Source organism: Neobacillus sp. FW104-15D2 (assembly GCF_058790155.1).
The window spans coordinates 22186-45895 of sequence record NZ_JBYTCJ010000009.1 but is presented as its reverse complement, the minus strand read 5'-3'; the positions used below and the strand labels follow the sequence as shown (position 1 = coordinate 45895).

18 protein-coding genes and 1 other annotated feature are annotated in these 23710 nt (G+C 40.7%); of the genes, 14 read left to right on the top strand and 4 right to left on the bottom strand.

Annotation, left to right across the window (positions count from 1 at the left end; all coding sequences use genetic code 11):
• The first annotated feature begins 21 nt into the window (after positions 1 to 21).
• The 3 genes from AC3WR0_RS09185 to AC3WR0_RS09175 are packed head-to-tail and all read left to right on the top strand — an operon-like array spanning position 22 to position 2293.
• A complete protein-coding gene (locus AC3WR0_RS09185; protein WP_492552027.1) occupies positions 22 to 675 on the top strand; it encodes a response regulator in 654 nt (217 codons plus the stop codon).
• Between the two features lie 15 nt (positions 676 to 690).
• Positions 691 to 1143 (top strand): GAF domain-containing protein, encoded by a 453-nt coding sequence (locus AC3WR0_RS09180; protein WP_492552026.1) that lies wholly within the window; start codon positions 691 to 693, stop codon positions 1141 to 1143.
• A gap of 16 nt (positions 1144 to 1159) precedes the next feature.
• Positions 1160 to 2293: a PAS domain-containing sensor histidine kinase gene (locus AC3WR0_RS09175; protein WP_492552025.1), complete on the top strand. Its 1134-nt coding sequence runs from the start codon at positions 1160 to 1162 to the stop codon at positions 2291 to 2293.
• Positions 2294 to 2508: 215 nt separating this feature from the next.
• On the opposite strand, the gene AC3WR0_RS09170 is transcribed toward AC3WR0_RS09175, so the two are convergent.
• On the bottom strand, positions 2509 to 4167 hold the full coding sequence (locus AC3WR0_RS09170; RefSeq protein ID WP_492552024.1) for a glutamine--tRNA ligase/YqeY domain fusion protein: 1659 nt from the start codon (positions 4165 to 4167) through the stop codon (positions 2509 to 2511).
• 178 nt (positions 4168 to 4345) lie between these two features.
• A complete protein-coding gene (locus AC3WR0_RS09165; protein WP_492552023.1) occupies positions 4346 to 5032 on the bottom strand; it encodes a DNA alkylation repair protein in 687 nt (228 codons plus the stop codon).
• 122 nt (positions 5033 to 5154) lie between these two features.
• Here AC3WR0_RS09165 and AC3WR0_RS09160 point away from each other — a divergent pair, with 122 nt between their 5' ends.
• Both AC3WR0_RS09160 and AC3WR0_RS09155 read left to right on the top strand, forming a co-directional pair.
• Positions 5155 to 6141: a Gfo/Idh/MocA family protein gene (locus AC3WR0_RS09160; RefSeq protein WP_492552127.1), complete on the top strand. Its 987-nt coding sequence runs from the start codon at positions 5155 to 5157 to the stop codon at positions 6139 to 6141.
• A gap of 308 nt (positions 6142 to 6449) precedes the next feature.
• The gene (locus tag AC3WR0_RS09155; protein WP_492552022.1) at positions 6450 to 7763 is read left to right on the top strand and encodes a hypothetical protein; all 1314 of its coding nucleotides are present in this window, start codon (positions 6450 to 6452) and stop codon (positions 7761 to 7763) included.
• Between the two features lie 320 nt (positions 7764 to 8083).
• Here the strand turns inward: AC3WR0_RS09155 and brnQ are convergent, their stop codons facing one another.
• Positions 8084 to 9421, bottom strand: a complete 1338-nt coding sequence (brnQ, locus tag AC3WR0_RS09150; RefSeq protein ID WP_492552021.1) for a branched-chain amino acid transport system II carrier protein — start codon at positions 9419 to 9421, stop codon at positions 8084 to 8086.
• A 54-nt stretch (positions 9422 to 9475) separates the two neighbouring features.
• Positions 9476 to 9725: a binding site (T-box leader), on the bottom strand.
• Between the two features lie 249 nt (positions 9726 to 9974).
• On the opposite strand from brnQ, the gene AC3WR0_RS09145 reads away from it, so the two are divergent.
• The 5 genes from AC3WR0_RS09145 to AC3WR0_RS09125 all read left to right on the top strand — a co-directional run bounded on the left by AC3WR0_RS09145 (position 9975) and on the right by AC3WR0_RS09125 (position 15903).
• Entirely contained in the window at positions 9975 to 10994 is a 1020-nt protein-coding gene (locus AC3WR0_RS09145; RefSeq protein WP_492552020.1) for a 4Fe-4S binding protein, read from the top strand.
• Between the two features lie 237 nt (positions 10995 to 11231).
• Complete coding sequence (locus tag AC3WR0_RS09140) at positions 11232 to 12992, top strand: WG repeat-containing protein (RefSeq protein WP_492552019.1); 1761 nt, start codon at positions 11232 to 11234, stop codon at positions 12990 to 12992.
• 271 nt (positions 12993 to 13263) lie between these two features.
• Complete coding sequence (gene kynU / locus AC3WR0_RS09135) at positions 13264 to 14538, top strand: kynureninase (protein ID WP_492552018.1); 1275 nt, start codon at positions 13264 to 13266, stop codon at positions 14536 to 14538.
• Between the two features lie 13 nt (positions 14539 to 14551).
• A complete protein-coding gene (gene kynB, locus AC3WR0_RS09130) occupies positions 14552 to 15175 on the top strand; it encodes an arylformamidase (protein ID WP_492552017.1) in 624 nt (207 codons plus the stop codon).
• Positions 15176 to 15207: 32 nt separating this feature from the next.
• On the top strand, positions 15208 to 15903 hold the full coding sequence (locus AC3WR0_RS09125; RefSeq protein WP_492552016.1) for a tryptophan 2,3-dioxygenase family protein: 696 nt from the start codon (positions 15208 to 15210) through the stop codon (positions 15901 to 15903).
• Positions 15904 to 16090: 187 nt separating this feature from the next.
• Here AC3WR0_RS09125 and AC3WR0_RS09120 read toward each other — a convergent pair whose 3' ends face one another.
• Positions 16091 to 16582, bottom strand: coding sequence for a copper resistance CopC family protein (locus AC3WR0_RS09120; protein WP_492552015.1), 492 nt, complete (start codon positions 16580 to 16582; stop codon positions 16091 to 16093).
• Between the two features lie 238 nt (positions 16583 to 16820).
• Between AC3WR0_RS09120 and AC3WR0_RS09115 the strand changes: the two genes are divergently transcribed.
• From AC3WR0_RS09115 to AC3WR0_RS09100, 4 genes are all read left to right on the top strand, one after another.
• Positions 16821 to 17669: an MBL fold metallo-hydrolase gene (locus AC3WR0_RS09115; protein WP_027320928.1), complete on the top strand. Its 849-nt coding sequence runs from the start codon at positions 16821 to 16823 to the stop codon at positions 17667 to 17669.
• Between the two features lie 296 nt (positions 17670 to 17965).
• The gene (locus AC3WR0_RS09110) at positions 17966 to 20308 is read left to right on the top strand and encodes an immune inhibitor A domain-containing protein (protein WP_492552126.1); all 2343 of its coding nucleotides are present in this window, start codon (positions 17966 to 17968) and stop codon (positions 20306 to 20308) included.
• 469 nt (positions 20309 to 20777) lie between these two features.
• On the top strand, positions 20778 to 21917 hold the full coding sequence (locus AC3WR0_RS09105) for a DEAD/DEAH box helicase (RefSeq protein ID WP_492552014.1): 1140 nt from the start codon (positions 20778 to 20780) through the stop codon (positions 21915 to 21917).
• A gap of 316 nt (positions 21918 to 22233) precedes the next feature.
• Positions 22234 to 23706: an amidase family protein gene (locus AC3WR0_RS09100; protein WP_492552013.1), complete on the top strand. Its 1473-nt coding sequence runs from the start codon at positions 22234 to 22236 to the stop codon at positions 23704 to 23706.
• Positions 23707 to 23710 lie beyond the last annotated feature (4 nt).

Here is a 23710-nt window from a genome sequence, read left to right as displayed (position 1 = left end):
CAACAAAAGGAGAGTTTAGATTTGATAAAAATCCTGCTGGTTGATGATCATGCTGTGGTCCGCATGGGACTTTCCATGCTCTTAAGTACACATCCGGATATGCATGTTGTTGGGGAAGCCTCCGAAGGAAATGAAGGTATTAAGAAAGCTCTTGATTTAAAACCTGATGTTGTTGTCATGGATTTGAGTATGCCTCATGGTAAAGATGGGCTGTCTGCCACTTCTGAATTAAAAAAGCTGATGCCTGAAGTAAATATACTGATTTTAACGATGCACGATGATGAAGAGTATTTATTCCGTGCCATACAGGCAGGAGCTGCCGGATGTATTTTGAAAAGTGCTCCACACGATGAATTGCTGTCCGCGATTCAAACAGTTTCGTCCGGTGATGCCTATCTGCATCCATCTGCAACGAAAAGATTGATGGAGGAATACCTGGGTTCACTTAAACAGGGACAGTCAGATACGTTTAACCTTTTATCAGACCGGGAAAAAGAAGTCCTGACCTTAGTTGCCAAAGGATTTTCCAATAAAGATATTGCCGAGCAGCTTGTGATCAGTGTGAAAACAGTTGAGACACATAAGGGAAACTTGATGGAAAAGCTTCAAATGAAAACCCGTCCTGAACTGGTGGCTTATGCTGTGAAAAAGGGGCTGTTAGGATATGGCTTATAAGGAAAAAGGGATTCTATGGACCAAATAAACGATTTTCTAGCTATTGATGGTGTTTGCAAAAGCCTGATGGAAAAAATTTCGTGCGACTTTATTGGCTTGGCATTGCAGGATAAAAACGGTCTTAATATCAAGTGGCACTACGCTATTGGAAATTTAAATGAAAAGTACAAGTTAATAACTGTTCGGTTTGGGAAGGGGATTGCCGGAAAAGTCATTTCAAGCGGCAGCCCATTGATGATTGAGGATTTCCCTAATAATGTATTAGGCAAGCCAATTGAACAGCCTATTATGCTGGCGGAAAATCTGGTATCCTCCTATGCGGTACCTTTATTTTTTAAAGGCGGACCTAAAGGCGTTCTGCTTGTCGGAAATCGGGAAAAACACTCCTATACAGAGGATTTTCAAAGTAGCGTAAAAGAATCTGCTGGTCATTTGGAGAAAATATTATCAGACCACACCGTATTTTAGTATCAGGAGGCTTATTATGGAGCAGAGACCGCACAACCCATTAGAACCGGAAGGAAATGACCGGGTGGTCCCGGAGCACCAGCAGCCTGAAGAGGAAAGGCAGCCATCCGAAAAAACGGATGAAAACAAGCAATATCAGCAGGTAACAAAAGAATTAAAGAAATCAATGCAGGAATTAATTGATTTGAAATTTGCCCTCGATGAATCCTCCATTGTGGCTATTACTGATTCCCATGGGAAAATTACATATATTAATGAACAGTTTTGTGAAATCTCAAAATACACGAAAGAAGAATTAATTGGGCAGGACCATCGCATTGTAAACTCGGGTCTTCACTCAAAAGAATTTTTCCACAAAATGTGGAGAACAATCGGGGCAGGGGAAGTATGGAAGGGAGAAATCCGTAACCGGGCCAAGGATGGTACGTATTACTGGGTTGATACAACCATTGTCCCGTTTTTGAATGAAAAAAATAAGCCCTATCAATATCTCGCCATCCGCTATGAAATTACCGAGCGAAAACGGGTTGAGGAAGAACTGCAAAAAATGATGGTAAAAATAATCGACGTTCAGGAGGAGGAACGGAAAAGATTTTCACGAAATCTTCATGACGGAATTGGCCAGAATCTTTACAGCCATTTAATCACCATCAATCGTCTATTGGCTGAAATGGACCATCCGCTGCTTCAGCAAATGCAAGATGAAGCAACAGAGCTTATTGAAGAGATTCGTGATATTTCCTGGGAGCTCCGGCCATCTGTTTTGGATGATTTAGGTCTTGTTCCTGCCATTCGTTCTCTCCTGACCAGGTACTCGGAGCATTACAAAATTGATGTGATATTTGAGTGTGTATTAAACCGAAGGCTTTACGTCAATATTGAAACCACTATTTATCGGATTATTCAGGAGGCACTGACAAACATCAGGAAGTATGCTGAAGTATTTGAGGCAACAGTAACTATAAGAGAAACCGAAGAGTCAGTACGGGTGATGATTGAAGATAAGGGAGCTGGATTTGATCCGAAGCAGGAACACAGGGGTGTAGGTTTGTTCAGCATGGAAGAACGAGCCAGATCTGCAGGCGGCGAGCTATCTATCTATTCAACACCAGGCAAGGGAACGAGGATTATATTTGAAGTACCAAACTAAAGCATTCCTAGAGGGGGATGCTTTTTGGCTATTTGTGATTGGATGTTAACTGCCGATTAGATGACATAAAAGGCCCAAATAGATTTTCATAATAGCTAAAGAGACATAGAATAAGAAAAGAAAGAACCAGCCCGAAGAAGGCCGGTTCATATTTTTATAATTTGGCTGTGCGTAAGAGCCTAATGTTGATTGATACGGCTAATTTTAAGGGCAGCCTATAATTTAAACGAGCTTTTTAATGATACAATCCGATTAAAAATAATCTGACCAGCAGAAGTATTCTTCGGATCTACATTGAAGTAGCCGTGGCGGAAAAATTGGAATTTATCCTGTCCCTTTACATCCTTCATATTCGGCTCAATAAAACCATGCTGAACTTCAAGAGAGTTAGGATTTACATGATCCAGGAAGGTTTTTCCCTCTTCGTCCCCATCCTCGGGTTTTTCATCCAGGATAAGTGGTTCATATAAACGGAATTCTGTTGGAACCGCATTAGCAGCTTCAACCCAGTGGATGGTTCCTTTGACTTTACGGCCAGTAAAACCGCTGCCGCTCTTAGTTTCAGGATCGTAAGTACAATGCAGCTCTACAACATTGCCTTCCTCATCCTTAATAACATCTTCACACTTAATAAAGTAAGCATGCTTCAGGCGAACTTCATTTCCAGGGAACAGGCGGAAGTACTTGCTTGGAGGATTCTCCATAAAGTCGTCCTGTTCGATATAAATTTCACGGGAGAATGGGATTTGGCGAATGCCCATTTCAGGGTTCTCTGGATTGATTTCAGCATCAAGCCATTCAACCTGTCCTTCCGGATAGTTAGTAATTACAACTTTAAGTGGCTTCAATACACCCATCGTCCTTGGAGCTTTTAGCTTCAAATCTTCGCGAACGAAGTGCTCAAGCATTTGCTCGTCCACTGCACCTGATCCTTTGGATACCCCTGTTTCTCCAATGAAATTACGGATTGCTTCCGGTGTAAATCCCTTGCGGCGCAAGCCCGAAATAGTAGGCATCCGTGGGTCATCCCAGCCATCGACATATCCTTCTTCCACCAGCTGTTTCAGTTTTCGCTTGCTCATTACAGTATTGGTAATATTAAGGCGGCCAAATTCAATTTGCTGAGGCTGGCTTTCCATTTCACACTTCTCAACCACCCAATTATATAATGGGCGTTGATCCTCAAATTCTATTGTACAGATGGAGTGTGTCACTCCTTCGATTGCATCCTCAATAGGATGGGCAAAGGCATACATTGGATAGATACACCATTTATCTCCCGTATTATGATGGGAAGTGTGGGAAATACGGTAAATAACAGGGTCGCGTAAATTGATATTCGGTGACTTCATATCAATTTTTGCGCGAAGAACTTTTTCCCCATTGCCAAATTCTCCAGCACGCATGCGTTCGAATAGGTCGAGGTTTTCTTCAACCGAACGATTTCGGTATGGACTCTCCTGGCCAGGTTCTGTCAGTGTACCGCGAAGTGAGCGAATTTCATCTGCGGATAAATCGTCCACATAAGCCAGTCCATTTTTGATTAAAAGGACAGCACGATTATACATTTCCTCAAAGTATTCCGATGCGAAAAATAATCCGTCCCACTCATAACCGAGCCATTTAACATCTTCCTTGATAGAATTTACAAACTCCACGTCTTCCTTCAAAGGATTTGTGTCATCAAATCTTAAGTTTGTTCTGCCCTTAAATTCATCTGCCAGACTAAAGTTCAGAAAGATGGATTTTGCATGGCCGATATGTAAATAACCGTTTGGTTCTGGCGGAAAGCGAGTAACAACTTCACTACGCTTGCCAGACTCAAGGTCCTTAATAATTATATCTCGTATAAAATTAGACGATTGATTGTCCACTTTTTTCAACCTCTTTCTACATATGTATTACTTATATATCATAAATAACGATATTTTTCCATTGTTCCCGCCAAATCATTCTTTTAACAGAGGTACAATAATAATCCTGATGCTTACACTGAAGGTCTTGGTGAACCTTGGATATTTTGCAGTATTGCTGCTAGGGAAATACCCTCTTTTAAAGGGGCTGTTTTTTCATGATATTTTTTAGCGCTTCACGCCTGCTAAGGTTTGCAAGGGGATTTTCGGAAACAAAATTAATTACCCAATCAGGATCGGTTTTTGCATACTCCCTTAAAGCCCAGCCGATTGCTTTATTAATAAAAAACTCCTTGCTGCCAAGATTTTCGATAATAATCTGTGATAAAAGGCTTGTATCAGTATTGGTCTTAAACTTCAATTGAAAAAGTATCATAGTTCGCCGAAGCCAAATATTATCACTTTTTCTCCATCGATCCCCAACTTCTATAATTAAATTTGGGTATTTGCCGAAAAGATACCCGATATGATTTGTGGCAATATGGTCAATCGTATCCCACCATGATTTACTGGTGATCAAGGTTTCTAACAGTGGCAGGTATTCATCAGTTAATTCCTTTTTCTTCTTTTTTAAATCGATTAATCCGATCGCAACAATTTGCAACTCTCTCTCAGGCATTTCCCAAAGCTGCAGTATAACCTCTGTAAAAGTTTGATCTCCTGGAAATCCATTCTCTTTTATAAACGCACTTAGAATGGCTCTTCTCTCTGGGGTCTTAATTCCAAAAAACTCATATTGATCCCGCATATACTTTTTCATTTGCACAGCATTGCTGCTATTGGCATATTGCCCGAAATAGTCTCTTAGATTCTCTGCATAATTCATTGGGACTCTCCTATGTAATATTTAATTAAAAGCATATCATTTTTTTGAGCAGGGGAGTCCTGGTTTTAAAAAATAACCTAAAAAGGATAAAATAGAGGTGTACAAGAAGGAGGGTTTCAATGATTAAATTAGGAACAGTGGGAACAGGCTGGATAACTGAATCATTTATAAAGGCAGCAGAGTTAAGCGGTCAATATCATTTGAAGGCTGTTTATTCACGAACTGAGGAGAAGGCCAAAAAAATGGCTGAGACAAATAATGCTGATACTTTCTATACAAGTATCGAGGAAATGGCACAAAGTACGGAAATTGAAGCTGTTTATATTGCATCACCGAACTCACTTCATTTTGAACAGGCATTGCTGTTTTTAAAAAATAAAAAACATGTAATATGTGAAAAGCCTATTTTCTCAAATAAAAAGGAACTGGAACAAGCCTTTCAAACCGCTGAAGAAAATGGAGTATTTTTATTTGAGGCAATCCGAAATATACATACCCCTAATTTTGCTATTTTAAAGGATAACATTGCAAAAGCGGGTAAGTTAAGGAGTGCGCTTCTTCCTTATATTCAATACTCATCCCGTTATGATTCATATTTAAAAGGGGAAGAGCCAAATATTTTCTCGGCTGCTTTTTCAGGAGGAGCATTAGTCGATCTGGGTGTTTACCCGCTATTCTTAGCTGTAGGGTTATTTGGTGAACCACAAAAGGTGACTTACTATCCTGTAAAGCTGAGAACTGGAGTAGACGGCAGCGGTACCTTAATAATGGAATACGATGACTTTGTTTGTACTATCATGTGTTCGAAAACGTCTCATTCCGTTATTTCATGCGAAATTCATGGCGAAGCAGGAACCTTTGTGCTTCCGGAGGCTGCACCTATCTCTAAAATTGAATTTATTGACAGCCATACGAAGGAAAGTGAATACATGGGAATCTGGCAGGAAGAGCAGGACATGATATACGAAGCCACCAGGTTCGCAGAGATTATTGGAACCAATGACTCAAAAACATATGAGGAACTAAAAAAACTGAGCAACATTGTAATTAGAATTACCGAAGAAGCAAGAAGGCAAAACGGAATTGTATTCGGGACCGAGAAAGAATAAAAAGGAAAAGCCAGGCATCCCGCCTGGCTTATTCACTGATGAAGGGGTTGGTAAAAAACTGCCGGAAATCCTCTATAAAGAATGTAAACAATCAATAAGACTATTAAGTTTAGGAATTTCTGTTTCATTCGTATCCCTTATCCTGTTATAAATCACACCAAATACCGTATCAATTCCTTCCAGGTAAAAACTGTATAATTTTGTGTGGATTAATCTTATAAATAAATTTTCAACCGTCGAACCAAAGCGTAACTCTTTCCCTCCGAAAACAGTCTAATTAACGCAAAACAAAATACAGGAGGATCGATATGTTAACAAATAAATTTATGATTATAGCTTTAGGTGTTTCACTTGCACTCACTGGGTGCAGCTCAACGGGAATGCAAAAAGGCGTATCCACCGATTCAAACAGTAAAACTGCCACCAGCGTGACTAATAGTTCAAGCAATAAACCTGCTAAAAGTGAGACCAATAGTTCAGACAGCACACAAACGGATGAATCAAGCAAGCCCGACAGCAGCAAAACAGCAAATTCAACAGAGTCCAATAATGCAAGCAGCACCTCTAATAATTCCAGCAACAAATCTTCAAAAGCACCTGCACCTCCACAAACATCACAGCCAAATCACATTAATATTAGCCTGGTAACAGCCGTCCGAGCAGCCGATTTTTTGACTGGCTGGGCAGGAGGTAAAGGATGGATTGCGAAAACAACGAATGCAGGAAAAAACTGGAGTGTTGTTTTTCAAGGAAAAGGAACCGTTCAGCAAATAACAGCACTTAACCTTTTGGATGTGTGGGCTGCCCTCGACCAGGGAAGCGTTCAACCGAAGCTTCTCCACTCCAGTGACGGAGGAAAACACTGGGTACAAGTTGGAACAACGCCAAATAAAGGATTTTTTCATTTCGTTTCAAAAACAACAGGATTTAGCGGAAACGCCCTTACTCTTGACGGTGGAAAAACATGGAGGACGCTTGATGTACCTGAGGGTATCGTTGGAGATGCCTATTTCCATGATACTAAGAACGGTTGGGCGGTTACACAAACCAATAAAACCATGTATGTAAAAAGAACAACTGACGGAGGCAAGTCCTGGGCTGCGGTTATGACCAGAAATGTGTTCGAACCCCTTGCCGGTGCTGCCATCCGCTCTGCGGGAACGAATGACAGCTGGATTGAGCTGATTGGCGGTACTGGTATGAACCAAACATCTTATTCCTTATTCCATACAAATGATGGCGGGAAATCATGGAGAACAGTCCTCGCTAATGAAACTGCAGGAGGTGGGCCAGCACCTGGGTTTAACTTGGATTATAACAAGGGACCACATAATAAAGGAAACAAACCGGGGCCTCTTTACGTGATTAATCAACAGGGCGCCTTCATGGGCGGGTCCTGTCCGGCTTGCGATAATAACCAGAATTCAATTGGATGGACCAAGGATGGTGGCGTAACCTGGATAAACAGCAAAGTGACCATAACAGGAGACACTAACGTCTTCCTTGCCTTTCTAGACGCAAACCATGGATGGTGGATCACAACAGAAAACGAAAAGCCTAGCGTAATGTATACCACTACAGACGGCGGAGTACACTGGAATCAAGCCCATATATTCCGTTAATAGAAGGGGGTGCCCAAAAGTTTAAACTGTTGGGCACCCCTTTTCTGGGCGCATCGCGCTTTTGAATTGCTTGTTGATTTTCCTCCACAAAGGTAATCTTCTTTGATTAAGTCGCAGGGATAGAACGCCTTTTCCTGTATGAGCCATGCGCTGTAGGAATACCCCGACTGTTGTTCGAAAGTTGGGTAGAAATGTATAGGGAAACCAACCCCCTTTTTTATAAGTGGCACCACAATAAAAATTTAAAAAGTACGGAAAAGAAAAAGCTGACTCGAAAAAGTCATCATTCCACGACCTTTTGAGTCAGCCTCATATGCCTTTTAAGCCACATGCTGCTGCTTTTCTTCTGTTGAACCCTGTGTTCCGCCTAAGCGGTCTAGCACTAATCCGGCCGCAGCTCCAGCCAAGGCCGGTACCACCCATCCTAAACCAAAAGAGGAGAATGGAAGGTATGATACTGCTTGATCAAGAGCAGAAGAATCAAGGCCGAACATCTTTAATCCATCATATAAAGCCACTAATCCTGTTAAGAGCATGGAGCCTACATATACCTTCTGAGATCCCCTGAAATAACGGTGGAAGAAAGAAAGGGTAATTAGGACAATTGTTAATGGATAAGCCATTACAAGGAATGGTACTGAGACATTGATAATTTGATTTAAACCAAGGTTAGCAATTAAAAAGCTTGCAACCGTTACGATTGTAACAAATGCACGATAACTTAGTTTAGGGGCAATTTTTGTAAAATACTGCCCACAGGCAATCGTTAAACCAACACAAGTAGTAAAACAAGCAAGTGTAAAAATTACTCCAAGCAGGATGGTCCCGCCTTTGCCAAGCAGCATGCTCGACGCTGCAGATAATACCTGTGTTCCATTTTCAAAAGTTCCGTAGCCAGCCATTTTGGCTCCCATTAACCCAATTGCTAGATAAACAGCCGCTAAAGCTGCTCCAGCCACAAGTCCTGATTTGATCGTTTGAGATGCAAGTTCTTTTTTAGAGCTGATTCCTTTTTGTTTGAAAGCCGTTAAAATAACGATACCAAAAGCTAATGCTGCAAGAGCATCCATTGTTGAATAGCCATCAATAAATCCTTTAAAAAGTGAAGCAGTTTGATATTTTTCTACAGGAGCTTTTAATGGGTGAGATAGCTTCACAAATGCTGTAACACAAAGAACAAGAATTGAAATGAGCAAGGCCGGTGTGATAAAGCGGCCCATATAATCAACAACCTTTGAAGGGTTAAGGCTTAATAAGTATACGAGTGCGAAAAATACAACGGTAAACATTAAAAGAAGAACTGAATTGCTTAAAGAGACTGAACCAAGGAAAGGTTTTAATCCCATTTCAAAGGCCACATTGGCATTACGCGGAATACCAAAAAAAGGTCCGATTGAGAGATACACCACAATGGTAAAGATGGACCCAAAAAGAGGATGCACCCGGCTGCCTAATGTCTGTACTCCGTCTTTAACAAGAGCAATAGCTGCCAGAACGAGTAGAGGAAGCCCCACAGCTGTAATAATAAAGCCCAGAATTGCTGGCCAGAAGGAAGTACCGGCCTGCAGTCCTAAAAATGGCGGAAAAATTAAGTTTCCTGCACCAAAAAACATTGAAAATAGCATAAGTCCGATAAAAACTGTATCTTTCTTTTTCATTCGAAACACTCCTCAGGAAAATAGTTTTAGAAAAAAACAAAAAACCCGCCCCTGAATAGGGACGAGTTTGACTCGCGTTACCACCCTAGTTCCGTAATAAAGAAAATTACGGCACTCCATCAACGTACTAACATACGTGTTCCTGTTAACGGTGGAAATTCCGGTTTGGCTTACTGTGCTTTCAAACTTCTTCAGCCGCACGTCTCGGAGATGATTTTCAAATGAATTCTGCCATCGGCTTGCACCAAACGCCGACTCTCTGAAGGCTTAGAAAACATCCTACTCTTCTCGTCAATGACTTTTAATTTAATTGAGAGAAAACTCTGAAGTATTAATTAAACTTGATTATATTATATTTAAATAATTATTCAAGAGAAAAGTTTTTACAAAGTTTATTAGGAAGCGCAACCAAGGCTGTTGGTACAAGCATTGAGCAGCCCCGAAATTTTTTGTGACATCTTTCCGACAGTGCTTTTTTGAGAGATTTAAATCACATATTCCTTCAGTCACCTTCTTTATCATTAAGGTAACAAGCTGAATGGAGGGAAATGTAATGAAATCAAGGAACTGGTATTACAGGCAGATCAAAAGAAAGCCGGTTCAAGCTGTAAGATATGCCGTACAGGCAATATTTTTACTTTTTTTGTTATATGTAGGTCTGCAATTTTACAGGTTTTATATACACTTTCAAACAGGAGGTGCCGAGCCGTTTGTCCAAAGGCCATCTGCCGTAGAGGGATTCCTGCCAATTTCTGCTCTTGTTGGGTTTAAGGTTTGGCTGTTAAGCGGTGATTTTGACAAGATTCATCCAGCTGGTCTTGTATTATTTTCCTTTTTTGTAGGTTCTGGTTTCTTATTTAGAAAATCATTTTGCAGCTGGATATGCCCGGTAGGTACAATTAGTGAGTGGACGGGGATGCTGGGCAAAAAGCTTTTTAAGAGAAATTTTGAGATTCCGAGCTGGCTCGCTTGGATTCTGTCAGTACTTAAATATCTGTTATTATTGTTTTTTGCAAAGATGATTGTGTTTGATATGCCGGTGTTTGTGGCAAAAGATTTTCTGCAGGATCCATATAATAAAATTTCTGATGTAAAAATGCTGCTTTTCTTCCTGAACATTGGCGGATTTGCCTTGAAATTTATCATTCTTATGTTTGTGCTTTCCCTATTTTTTAAAAATTTCTGGTGCCGCTTCCTTTGTCCTTATGGAGCATTAATCGGTTTAGGGTCATTGTTTGGAATAACAAAGGTTACCAGAAATGAAGAGACCTGTATTGATTGTGAAGCTTGTACAAGAGTATGTCCTCAAAGGATAAAGGTTTCGCAAAAGATTGCAGTACTTACTCCTAACTGCACGGCATGTATGCAATGTGTGGAGGCTTGTCCTGTAAAAGACACTTTAAATATGACTGTTGCTACTAAGAAAGTGAATAAATGGTTTGTTCCAACGGCCTTCTTAGCAGCTTTTATTCTAATCTTTACTTTTGCCAAGCTTACTGGCCATTGGAATACCATTATCTCCTATGAAGAATTTAAACAATTGATTCCAGGCGCGAGTTCAATAGGGCATTAAATAGAGAAGAGTTTTCCGGTTTTAGACGGGGAACTCTTTTTGCATTACGGATCATGGATGCATAAGCAGGACACCAAAATGTAAAAAGTGCCCAGAGATAATATCGTTCTGTGCACAAAAAGACCTTCCCCTTTAGGTAAAATCCCATTTTTGAAAAAAGAATTTCTCCTTTCCTTTTAGTAACAGGGATATTCGCCCGTACATATGATAGTTAGCAGGGAAAAGTGGGGGATTAACATGAGGGGAAAAGCTTCAGCTGCGAGGAATAGTTACCTGGAAAGAGCCATGAGGTCCGTATATCTGTTTAGAGCCTCGGAAAAATTGGTTGGAGGCGTTAAATGGGGATATATCAATCAAAAGGGTTTGTTTGTCCTTCCGCCTGTTTATGACCATGCAGGGGATTTTGATGATAGCGGCCTGGCCATTATCGGATTTATGGGCTTGGACGGGCTGATAGATACGAATGGCTATTTTGTTGTGAAACCAAAATACGAAACCATACATCCCTTTTCGGAAGGCAGAGCTACTGTTATTGACAAAGGAAGATATAAAGTCATCGATGAAATGGGAAAGGAAATTACAGACAGGTCTTATGAGTTTATCGGAGATTATAAAGAGGGCAGGGCAGTGGCCTCTGTATCGGATTTAAAAGGGATATTGCGAAACGGGTTTTTAAATCGGTGGGGAAAGGCTGTTATTCCGCCGGAATTCGAATCAGCCAGTGAGTTTAAAGAAGGTAAGGCCCTTGTAAAAATAAAAGATGGTCTGTTTGCCCTTATAAGTCTTACAGGCAAGAAACTGCATACATATCAGTATGCAAATGTAGAGAATTATGGGGAGGAAATGCTGGCATTTCAGGCAGTTCAAAATGGAAAATATGGCTATATGGACGAAAATGCTAATATTATGATTACTCCCCGTTTTTCGTGGGCTGGTCCGTTTACAGAAGGCAGGGCTATCATTAACTCGGTTGAGGATAACCAAAATAAATACGGACTAATTGATCGAAATGGCTTTTATTTTATCAAGCCAGCATATGAATCGATTCATTATTTGGGTGAAGGCAGGATTGCCCTTGGAAAAGCAATACAATCGAATAAGCCATATATAGGCCTGCGTTATGCACTGGCTGATCTCGACGGACATATCCTGACAGGGTTCCTTTATAATTCAATTGATCAATTTGAAAATGGGATGGCATCTGCATGCAATAATTTATATACCTTTTTTATTGACCGTAATGGGAAAAGAATTGAAGGATTTCCGGCACAAAGTGGAAGTGGAGTCCTTTATCAGGATAAAACACTAATTCGGGGAGAAATTGATCTGAGATTGTTTTATTTTGATAAAAGCGGCAAATTAATCTGGAAGCAGAATGAGAAAATTCCGTTGAATAAAACTTATTCTGTAATTGAAAGGAAATATAAACCTAATAAGGATTACCTGATTTATTATCCGCAGCTTGAGGGGATTGAAAGCGAAAAAGTCCAGCAGTTGGTAAATGAAAGATTAAAAGAGCTATCAGGATTAAAACAAATTTCTCAGAACGAGCAGCTAGAGTCCAATTATTCAGGGGACTTTGATGTAACTTATTATAAAAAGAAATTGGTTGTGATTGAAGTAAATGGTTATGATTATCACTTTGGTGCTGCTCATGGAATGCCAGTTAAAAGGTACGCCCATGTGAATCTGGATACCGGTGAGTTCTTTCAGCTTAGAGACCTGTTTAAGAAAGATAGCGGTTATATAAAAACATTAAATGGTATTATCGAGTACCAAATAAAAAATGATGAAAAATATTCGTATGTTTTCCCGGGGAGCTTTAAAGGCATAAGACCAGCACAGCCCTTCTTTATTTCGGAAGATACGCTTAACATTTACTTTGACCCTTATGAGATTGCTCCCTATGTCGCAGGGTTTCCGACGTTCCAAATACCATTCGAGGAGATTGACAGCATAATAGATAAAAAGGCGCCTTTTTGGCAGTCGTTTAATTGATTTGAAGCAGCAGCGGGATTCCCGCTGTTTTTCTTTTTTAGGAAACTAAGTATTATTTGTTGGGATCCAGCTTCAGTGCCCTCCCTCAGCATAATTATCGCACGATGAAAAAGCTTTAGGATGTGGGTCAGGTATGCGTTGCCGCAGAATGTGGAGATTTTAGCCTTTCATCATCTGGGCGCTTACACCTTTTGTTCTTTATCTAGATTGACAGACAATATCCCATAAAGCTATTTTTGAAATAGACGTAATTTTCTAACTGGAGGTGCGTATGTTAACTCAATTAAAGAAATACGCAATAGAGAAGGATAGTCAAGATCCACTGCAATCCTTTCGCAAAGAGTTTTACATAAGAGAAGGAGAAATATATCTTGATGGAAATTCATTGGGGCTGATATCCAAAAGAGCCCAGCAAAGTCTTGAAAAGGCGATACAAGCATGGAAGGAGTTTGGGATTGACGGATGGATGTCAGGTGAACAGCCATGGTTCTACATTTCTGAAAGGCTTGGTGAAATGTCTGCCTCGTTGGTAGGGGCTGAACCTGCTGAAGTACTTGCTGCTGGTTCTACCACACTGAACCTTCATCAGCTGGTTGCCACCTTCTATTCACCGAAAGGAAACAGAACCAAGATTCTGGCAGATGAATTAAACTTTCCTTCAGATATCTATGCTTTAAAAAGCCAGATAAGTTTGAGGGGACTAGACCCTGAGGAACATCTGATTCGGGTGAAGAGCAGGGATGGAAGATTCCTAGAGGAAGAAGATATTATTGAGGCGATGACGGAAGAGGTGGCTTTAATTGTCCTTCCCACAGTACTTTATCGAAGCGGTCAGCTTCTGGATATTAAGAGACTGACAGAGGAAGCTCATAAACGAAATATTTTAATAGGGTTTGATGGCTGCCATTCAGTTGGTGCTATCCCCCATAAGTTTAGCGAATGGGGCGTTGATTTTGCATTTTGGTGTAACTATAAGTATTTAAATGCGGGGCCAGGCAGCATAGCCTCCCTCTATGTAAATAAACGCCACTTTGGAAGGATTCCTGGGCTTGCAGGCTGGTTCGGTTCAGATAAAACCAAGCAATTTGATATGGAGCATACATTTTCTTCAGCTGCAGAGGCAGGAGCATATCAAATTGGTACACCGCATATTATGAGTGCGGCACCATTAATTGGCTCCCTTGAAATGTTTGCTGAAGCAGGAATTGATAGAATACGTGAAAAATCTTTGAGTTTAACCCATTATTTAATGGAGTTGATTAGGGAAGAGCTTAGTGAGTTTGGATTTAGGATAGGCAATCCTATTGACTCTGTAAGGCTTGGCGGCCATGTTTCTCTTGAACATAAAGAGGCGGCTAGAATTTGTAAAGCCTTAAAGGAGAATGGAGTTGTACCAGATTTCAGGCAGCCAAACGTAATCCGGCTTGCTCCTGTAGCATTGTATACCTCTTATTCAGAAGTGTGGGAAGCTGTCCAAAGACTGAAAAAAATCATGGAAAATAAAGAATATGAAAAATACGAAAATAAGCGGGGAATTATCGCTTAAAGGGAGGAAATCAATGAAGATTATTGATATTTCACGCCGGCTGGAAAAAGGAACTCCAACATGGCCGGGTGATACTCCATTCTCTTATGAAGTTTCCTGGCCCAAAGAGGTAAGCGGGTCAGTTAATGTTGGCAAGCTGACAATGAGTATTCATACAGGCACTCATGTCGATGCTCCCTTTCATTTTGACAGTGAAGGAAAAAGGGTTTTGGCATTAGATTTAAATATTTATATTGGAAGGGCAATGGTTATTGATTTGACTGATAAAAAAAGCATCAGGTCAGAGGATCTTGCCGCTTTTGATTTTAATGGCTGCGAAAGGCTTCTGCTGAGGACTGGTTCCTGGAAGAACCCTTCTGTGTTCCCTGATGAAATAACCAGATTACATCCTGATCTTGGCCCATTTTTAAAAGAGAAAGGGGTTCGGCTTATCGGTGTTGATGTGCCTTCTGTTGACCCGCTTGAAAGCAAGGAACTTCCTGCGCATCATTGTTTCGACTTTCATGGAATTCATATTTTGGAAGGACTGGACCTGAGCGGAGTCAAGCCAGGAGAATACGAATTAATTGCTCTGCCTCTCCCGCTTGCGGAGGCAGACGGAAGTCCTGTAAGAGCAATACTGCGTATATATGAGTAAGTTTATAAAACTTTAATACAGGGGAGATTTTTATGGAAAGAAAATTAACTGATTATGAGAAATATATTCGAACTGAAGAGCTCCTGAGCCTGCAAAAAAACGAAGGGGAGTTATGCTGCGAAGACGAACTTACTTTTCAAATGGTTCACCAGATTGCTGAGCTCCACTTTAAGCTTGTTATTCAATACATGCATCTTGCTGAAAAAGCAATGAAAGACAGCAATGTTTTGAAAGCGGTTTCTCAATTGAAAAGGGTTAATATCCATGTAAAACATCTCCCCGAAGTTTTTAATATGGTAAAAGTCATTGCTCCTATTGACTATCATACCATTAGACTTTCCCTCGGGCAGGGCAGCGGCCAGGATTCTCCAGGATTCAATGAAATTTTAAAGCTCGGGCCAAAGCTGTGGGGCCCATTTGAACGGCTTATGAAGGAAAGATGTTTAACCCCAATGGGGCTGCAAAAAAATCCTACAGCTGATTTAGCTCTCTTTAGCCTGATGCAGGAGATGACTCAGTTCGATGAAAGCTTTCAAAGTTTCCGTCATCATCATTTGCAATTAGTAAAAAGAATGATTGGTCTTGATACAAATAGTTTAAAAGGAATTCCGGCAAAAGCACTTCAAAGAGGAATCAGCTTCGAGTTTTATCCGGAATTGTGGAAAATAATCAGTGAATTAACCGATATTACAGGCTCCAGTTATAACGCAAAACCGCTGGGAGAGTAAGAAAAGCGTAAGCGCCTGTTCAGCGAAGCAACTACCCGAGTAAACTTCCTGTAACAGCTTCTCTGAACAGACTACATGCAGCTTTGCAACGAGCTGAACATAAGCTTCTTTGAAAAAGCTGTGGCGCAGGAGCACTTGAGTGAAAAAGAGGCTGCATCCAAATGGAAACAGCCTCTTTTTTGTTCTATTACACTAAATGTTTCTTTCTAAAAATAACCCAATAGCTTCCCAGCCCAATAAATATCAGCAAACCGATTGTACCTGGGAGCGCATAAGTTTGAAGTGATGCCTCGGTGCCCGCCGGTAAATCCGCTGGAGCAGTTGTATTTGCATGGACTGTAAAAGGAAGATCTCCTTCGAGAGTATCTCCATCGATGCTTAGGGCCTTCCAATGAATCGTATACGCCCCGTCTTCAAGAGATTTTTTAAAAGTCCCAATAAGATTATTTTCAGCTGTTTTAATATTGTCTGATTGAATAATATTTCCAGATCCATTCATTATTGTAAAGGAACTTGCTGATTTAAGCTTTGTGTCAAAAGCAAGCTTGATTTCGTGAAGCGGCTGCGTTACTGTCTCTCCTTTTTTCGGAGAAGAGTTTTCCAAAGAAGAATGGGCAAACGTCTGGCGTCCTATAGGAACAAACAGAAGCAATAAAGCCAACAGAATTTTCCTAAACATTATTTTCAACTCCGAAATAGTAGTAAGTTATACCGATGTAGCTCATTTTACATGAAAAAATTTGGCTATAGACCGAGGATAGGAAAGGTTCACAATAAGTTCAAAAAACTTATCCAATTTAGTCACACAATTGTCAAAAAATATGGAAGGAATTTTTTAAATAAAAGAGGGAATAAATAACGCATTAATCTACACCTGTTTAACAAATACTTTTAATGAAAGGAAGGGAATTCAAAAAATGGATAAACAGCAGGATAATAAATTTGAAGGTTCGTTTTTGCCTATGACTTCTGTTGGAAGCGGAGTTGGCATAAGTGTTCTTCCTGATATATTTTGTTATACAAATAAAATAGTCAATCTTTGTTTTATAGGGGATCCCGAGAAGCAGAAGGACTACTTTTTAATTGATGCAGGCATGCCAAAAAATGCCGACGAAATTATTGCGGCAGCTGAAGAAAGGTATGGAAAGGGAAAGGCGCCAAAAGCCATTATATTAACACATGGACATTTTGACCATGTTGGCTCACTTGTTGAACTTCTTGAGCAGTGGAATGTTCCTGTGTATGCACATAGTCTTGAAATGCCTTATCTAACAGGGAAAGCAAATTATCCCCCAGGGGATTCAACCGTAGATGGGGGACTTGTTGCCGAAATGTCTCCCTTATTTCCGAACCATGGAATTGATTTAGGTGAAAAGGTACAGACTCTTCAGGAGGGTGGTTCTATACCGGGCTTGGAGGGATGGAAATGGCTTCACACTCCTGGACACGCTCCAGGCCATATTGCCTTATTCCGCGAGTCTGACAGGGCACTTATTGCGGGGGATGCCTTTGTGACGGTTAAGCAAGAATCACTGTACAAGGTACTTACTCAAACGAAAGAGATTAGTGGACCGCCTAAGTATTTTACGACAGATTGGCGGTCAGCTTTTGAATCCGTTGAAAAATTAAAATCGCTTAATCCATCTGTTGCTGTAACTGGCCATGGCCAGCCAATGGCAGGGCAAGAACTGTCAGAAGCACTGGATTATTTAGTTAATAACTGGACTAAAATAGGCTTACCCGAACATGGAAAATATTTGGATTGATGAAAACTGTCTCCATACTAGGAGGCAGTTTTTTTTTTTTTCTGTAAATTAATGGGTATAAAGAACTGATAAGGAATTGCCAGTTTACTAGATGAAATTTCTGATTATTAGGTAAATTTACTTATTTTCCCAGATTTTTCTGTTAAAAAATTTACAATTTTGAGAATCACTGATAACATTTGACTCAGTTTTAAAAACAAGTATTCTACTAACTTATTAAATGAGGGGGTATTTTTTTGGAGAAAAGGCAAAACAAAGCATTAAAAGTATTTTCAAGCGTAACGGCAAGCACTATCATGGCTTCCACTTTGTTTGCAGGAGCGTTCGCAACTTCAACAGTTGCACCAAAACCAGCAGCAGCAGCGCCGACAGTTGAATCGGCACCTTTAGACTTAAATATCGTCAACGAGGACCGCTTAGCAAAAGCTCTTCAGCAGCGTGGACTTATTTCCAAGGATGCAACTCCTGAACAAGTTCAAAAAGCAGTGAAGGATTACATACAAAAGAAAGGCCAGAAGCCTGGTAAACAAGCAGGAGAAAAAGCCCAGGTTACTGAGTTTGGTAAAAAGACAAAAGATTTTCTGACAAAGCAAAAAGATAAGCTGAAAAAGCAGCTTGATAAAGGACATGAGAACTTTAAAAAAGGCAAACCGACTGGTGCGGTTAAAGTAGATTCTGCTAAGCAAGCAGCCTATAATGGTGACGTTCGTGAAGATAAGGTTTTAGTACTTTTAGTTGAATATGCTGATTTTGCACACAATAATATAGAGCAAGAAAAAGGTTATATGTGGTCTGATGACTTTAGTCCAGAACACTATCAAAAAATGTTGTTCGGAAACGAAGATTTCACCTTATTTAATGGTGAAAAAGTTAAAACGTTTAAACAATATTATGAAGAGCAATCAGGTGGAAGTTACACTGTATCAGGGCAAGTTTCAAACTGGTTGAAGGTTCCTGGTAATGCAAAAGATTATGGAAGTGATGATCCCGCAGGCGGGAACGACAATTTGAAGGACAGTAAGGGTCCACGCGGACTTGTAAAGGACGCCTTAAATGCAGCTGTTGCATCCGGTATAAATTTAGCAGATTATGATAAGTTCGATCAGTATGACCTGGATGGTGATGGAAATCAATACGAGCCAGACGGCCTTGTTGACCATTTAATGGTACTGCATGCAGGTGTCGGCCAGGAAGCTGGCGGCGGTGCACTCGGTGATGATGCAATCTGGTCACATCGCTGGGCTTTAAATGGAGTTTATCCTATCTCTGGTACTCAAGCATCGGTTCCTTATTGGGGAGGACAAATGGCCGCTTACGACTATACAATCGAACCTGAAGACGGAGCGGTTGGTGTATTTGCACATGAATACGGTCATGATTTAGGTTTACCAGACGAATATGATACTCAGTACTCAGGACAAGGTGAACCAATTGCATCATGGTCTATTATGTCTGGCGGAAGCTGGAACGGGGATATCGCAGGAACAGAAGCACCAAGCTTCTCTCCGCAAAATAAAGAATTCTTCCAAAAGACAATTGGCGGCAATTGGGCTAATATTACAGAAGTAAATTATGAAGACATCAATAAAAGTGGTGTTACTTCATTTATTGACCAAAGTGTAACCAAGTCTAAAAACCCTGGCATCGTAAAGGTTAACCTGCCGGATAAGAAAATTCCTGGTATTGCTCCTAAATTTGGTGATAAGTACTATTACAGTAGAAAAGGTGATGACCTCGATACAGTAATGCAAACACCGGAATTTGATTTAACAAATGCGAGTAGTGCTAAGTTTGATTTCAAATCTTATTATGAAGTTGAAACAGACTATGATTATGTATCAGTTACAGCTGTAGCCGATGATGGAACAACGAAAGATATAGATTTAATCGGTAACGAATCCGACGTGGTTCGTGGAGGATCAGCTTTTGAATCTTCACAAGGTCAATGGGTAGATAAGTCTTATGATTTAAGCGATTTTGCAGGCAAGAAGGTAAAGCTTGTTTTTGAATACGTTACAGATGGCGGTCTTGCGCCAGACGGTTTTGCATTGGATAATCTTCAACTTACGGTAGATGGAAATGTAAAGTTCTCAGACGATGCAGAAGGAACTCCGAAAGTAACTTTAAAAGGTTTCGAAGTAGCTGATGGCTGGATTAGCAAGCCACAATATTATTACCTTGAGTGGAGAAACTGGGCCGGTGCTGATAAGGCTCTTGAATTCTCTCGCGGTGTAAAATACAGCCCTGGTATGGTCGTTTGGTATGCTGATGATACTTATCTAGACAACTGGACTGGAATCCACCCAGGAGAAGGGTTCCTTGGTGTAGTTGATGCTCACCCAGAAGCGATCGTTGGTACATTAAATGGTAAACCTTCGATCAGCCAAAGCACCCGCTATCAGGTGGCAGATGCAGCTTTCACAAACGATATTTCACAAGCATGGTATATCAATTCACCGTCTCGCGGAATCTATGACTACAAAGGCCTTCCGGGAGTCACAACATTTGATGATTCTAAGAAATACATTAATGATTTAATTCCTGATGCAGGACGTAAAGTTTCAAACTTTGGATTGAAGTTCCAGGTAATAGGTGAAGCTAAAGACAATACTGCTGGAGCCGTTTGGATTCATGAGTAATAGAATGATAGAAGCATCGGGCTGAAAACAGCCCGATGTTTTATTTCTTTAAAATAGTTATGTGGAAAAATTGAAAGCTAAACTTTTGTTGGAGTTTGTGCAGAATAATCGACGCTTAAAAGAGAGATAAAAAAATTTTTGAGAATATAAAAGCTGTGTAGAGAAAGCTCACCAATAAAAGCTATCTTGTGTAGAGAACTCTTACTGGGTAGTGGAAAAATCAAAATGTAGAACAACCTCATTTTTGTAGAACACCCATAAACCTTTGTATTTGTAGACTGTCCCCAATTTTGAAGGTCCCCGGGAAAGTTTTGAAGAACACCACCCATACTAAGAAAAATCAGCCTCTAGACACCAGCTCCCATCTGCGTTAGTATCAAAAGCATGCTGATTCGCCTAATATTGGATTTGAAAAGGCGTAAATACTTATAATAGAAACAAGACGATTTTTTAATTAAAGGAGTTTTTTATGATAAATGTTCAGGAGTTAAAACCTTTTTTAAAAGAGGCGTGGGAGAAATCTGGTTTTGAAAAGCCTACGTCTATCCAAAACGCTGCGCTTCCTGTTGCAATGGAAGGAAAAGACTTGATTGCAGAATCACCAACGGGAACTGGTAAGACCCTTGCTTATTTACTTCCTCTTCTCCAATCAGTTCAAAACGAGAATCAGGGTCTGCAGGCTGTTGTGCTGGCTTCCTCCCAGGAGCTGGTGATGCAGGTTTATCAGGAGTTCCAGAAATGGTCGGAAGGAAGCGGCATAAGAGGTGCTACCTTCATTGGAGGAGCTAACCTGAAAAGGCAGCTGGAAAAGATAAAAAAGCGGCCGCAGGTTATTTTTGGCACCCCGGGAAGAGTAAACGAATTAATTAAACAAAAAAAGCTTAAGATGCATGAAGTGAAAATGCTAGTCCTTGATGAGGGCGATCAGCTTTTAACTAAAGAGCACACTGGGACAACTCGAAACATTCTAAAAAGCACGCAGGCGAGCCGTCAGGTTTTAATTTTTTCCGCAACACTGAAAAAGGATACTGAAAAATTAGGACGAGAATTGACTAATGATCCTGAAGTCATACGAATTAACCGTGAAGAGGAAATCCCTTCAGGTAAAGTAGAGCATATCTATTTTTCCTGTGAGCCACGGGAAAAAATTAAACTTCTTGAAAAAATTGCCCGGCTTGAAAACGTTAAGGCATTGGCATTTGTAAATGACATTTCGGAAATAATGTCTGCCGGAGCGAAATTGCAATTTAAAGAATTATCGGTAGGCCTTCTCCATAGCGAACTGGATAAAATGGAGCGCCAATCAGCTTTGAAGAACTTCCGTGAAGGTAAGTTAAAGATGCTTATTGCTACCGATGTCGCAGCAAGGGGCCTTGATATTCAGGGAGTTACACATGTTGTCCATATTGATATGCCACAGGAGATTGACCAATATATCCACCGTTCCGGACGTACGGGACGGATGGGGGCAAATGGTACGGTTATATCTCTTGTTACAGAACGTGAAGAGAGAGAGTTAAAGCAATACTGCCGGAAGCTCGAGATTCCTGTAAGCAAACGAATCTTCTTTAAGGGCCAAATTGCAAATGAAAACCCAAATAAACGGTAAATGGAAGGCCATGCAGATTGATTGCATGGCTTTTTTTTAGCTAGTCAGAATTTATATCCATAAATTCTGAACGCACGACGGACAGGAAGTCCTAGTCAGGCGAAAGGCACAGGACAAGGAAAGCTACGTCAGCTTTGCCTCGCACGAAGAAAAAGCATAGCTTTTTTGAGGATGTGCCGATTTGAGCGTGATAAGCAAAAACTAAGGCATCCGCCAAAAAGGACTTGGCGAATGCCAAGTTTTTCTAACCCAAGAACAGGGAATTTCATTTGCATGTTGAAAATTATATAGATAAAGATATAGGGGGAAAAGCCTAGTGGAAAATCCTAAATTAAAACAGCTTCACGATGAATGGATTGAAGAAGCGACGATCATGGATATGCAGAAAAAAATGGAGCAGGGTGAACTTACCTCAAAGGAATTAACTTTGATTTATTTGAACAGAATTTCAGAGTTTGACCAGGGGAAAATCAATTCTGTGCTTCAAATTAATCCTGATGCGCTGCATATGGCGGAAGCATTTGATGCGGAAAGAAAGGAAAAAGGTCCGCGCAGTGCCCTTCATGGAATTCCAATTCTAATCAAGGCTAATATAGATACAGCAGATAAAATGCATACAAGTGCCGGCTCGCTAGCTTTAAAGGACTCAATTGCCCAAAGAGATTCTTTTGTGGCAGAACAGTTAAGAAAAGCAGGTGCCGTTATTCTGGGTAAAACGAATATGACAGAATGGGCAAATTTTATGGCCGAAAATATGCCTAGCGGCTACAGCTCATTGGGCGGCCAGGTGTTAAATCCATATGGACCAGGAAAGTTTGATGTAGGCGGTTCAAGTGCCGGCTCAGGTGCTGCAATTGCTGCCAATTTTGCAGCGGGGGCGGTTGGAACTGAAACTTCTGGTTCCATTTTAGAGCCTGCATGCCAAAATTCTATTGTGGGGATTAAGCCAACTGTAGGGCTTGTTAGCAGAAGAGGAATTATCCCAATTGCACACTCCCGGGATACAGCGGGACCAATGGCAAGGACCGTGGAGGATGCTGCGATTCTCCTTAATGCCTTAACTGGAATAGATGTGGAGGACCCTATTACCCGTACAAACCCGCTTTCAGGAGCAGACTTTTTAAAAGGTCTTAATAAAGGAGGGCTTAAAGGAAAAAGAATTGGTGTTGCCCGTGACGGTTTTATGGATTATTTAAGTGACGATAAGAAACAAGTATTTGAGGAAGCTATCGGAATTTTAAAAACCACTGGTGTTGAGCTTATAGAAGATATCACCATACCTTCCGTAAAAGCTCCGTGGAGTTATGATGTTCTCACTTATGAGTTTAAAGCCGATTTGAATGCGTATCTAAATACTTTGCACCCATCCGTAACAGTCCGTTCCCTGGCTCAGCTTATTGAATTTAATCAAAAGTATGAAGAAAAAATGCTAAAGTACGGCCAGGCGGTGCTCCTCGAATCGGAAGCGACAAGTGGTTCTTTGACAGAAAGCGCTTATGTTAAATCATTTGAATATGATATTTACCACGCAGGAGAACTGGGTATTGATTTTGCAATAAAGGAAAGCAATCTTGATGCGATTTTGTTCCCGGGGGAAGAAGCATCCCATATAAGCGCAAAAGCAGGATATCCATCCGTAGCAGTTCCAGCCGGCTACACGACTGAAGGTGAACCTTTTGGCGTCACTTTTTCGGCTGGGGCATACACCGAGCAGCAATTAATTCAATTCGCATATGCATTTGAACAAGCAGCCATGAAACGGAAAAAGCCGGCACTCTGTATGGAATAACCTA

Bases quoted from the DNA above. Each gene is read 5' to 3' on its own strand.
- AC3WR0_RS09165 (WP_492552023.1), bottom strand. From the start codon at position 5,032: ATGAATTATGCAGAGAATCTAAGAGACTATTTCGGGCAATATGCCAAT.
- AC3WR0_RS09120 (WP_492552015.1), bottom strand. From the start codon at position 16,582: ATGTTTAGGAAAATTCTGTTGGCTTTATTGCTTCTGTTTGTTCCTATA.
- AC3WR0_RS09105 (WP_492552014.1), top strand. From the start codon at position 20,778: ATGATAAATGTTCAGGAGTTAAAACCTTTTTTAAAAGAGGCGTGGGAG.
- AC3WR0_RS09175 (WP_492552025.1), top strand. From the start codon at position 1,160: ATGGAGCAGAGACCGCACAACCCATTAGAACCGGAAGGAAATGACCGG.
- AC3WR0_RS09180 (WP_492552026.1), top strand. From the start codon at position 691: ATGGACCAAATAAACGATTTTCTAGCTATTGATGGTGTTTGCAAAAGC.
- AC3WR0_RS09140 (WP_492552019.1), top strand. From the start codon at position 11,232: ATGAGGGGAAAAGCTTCAGCTGCGAGGAATAGTTACCTGGAAAGAGCC.
- AC3WR0_RS09145 (WP_492552020.1), top strand. From the start codon at position 9,975: ATGAAATCAAGGAACTGGTATTACAGGCAGATCAAAAGAAAGCCGGTT.
- AC3WR0_RS09110 (WP_492552126.1), top strand. From the start codon at position 17,966: ATGGCTTCCACTTTGTTTGCAGGAGCGTTCGCAACTTCAACAGTTGCA.
- brnQ (WP_492552021.1), bottom strand. From the start codon at position 9,421: ATGAAAAAGAAAGATACAGTTTTTATCGGACTTATGCTATTTTCAATG.
- kynB (WP_492552017.1), top strand. From the start codon at position 14,552: ATGAAGATTATTGATATTTCACGCCGGCTGGAAAAAGGAACTCCAACA.
- kynU (WP_492552018.1), top strand. From the start codon at position 13,264: ATGTTAACTCAATTAAAGAAATACGCAATAGAGAAGGATAGTCAAGAT.
- AC3WR0_RS09115 (WP_027320928.1), top strand. From the start codon at position 16,821: ATGGATAAACAGCAGGATAATAAATTTGAAGGTTCGTTTTTGCCTATG.
- AC3WR0_RS09155 (WP_492552022.1), top strand. From the start codon at position 6,450: ATGTTAACAAATAAATTTATGATTATAGCTTTAGGTGTTTCACTTGCA.
- AC3WR0_RS09125 (WP_492552016.1), top strand. From the start codon at position 15,208: ATGGAAAGAAAATTAACTGATTATGAGAAATATATTCGAACTGAAGAG.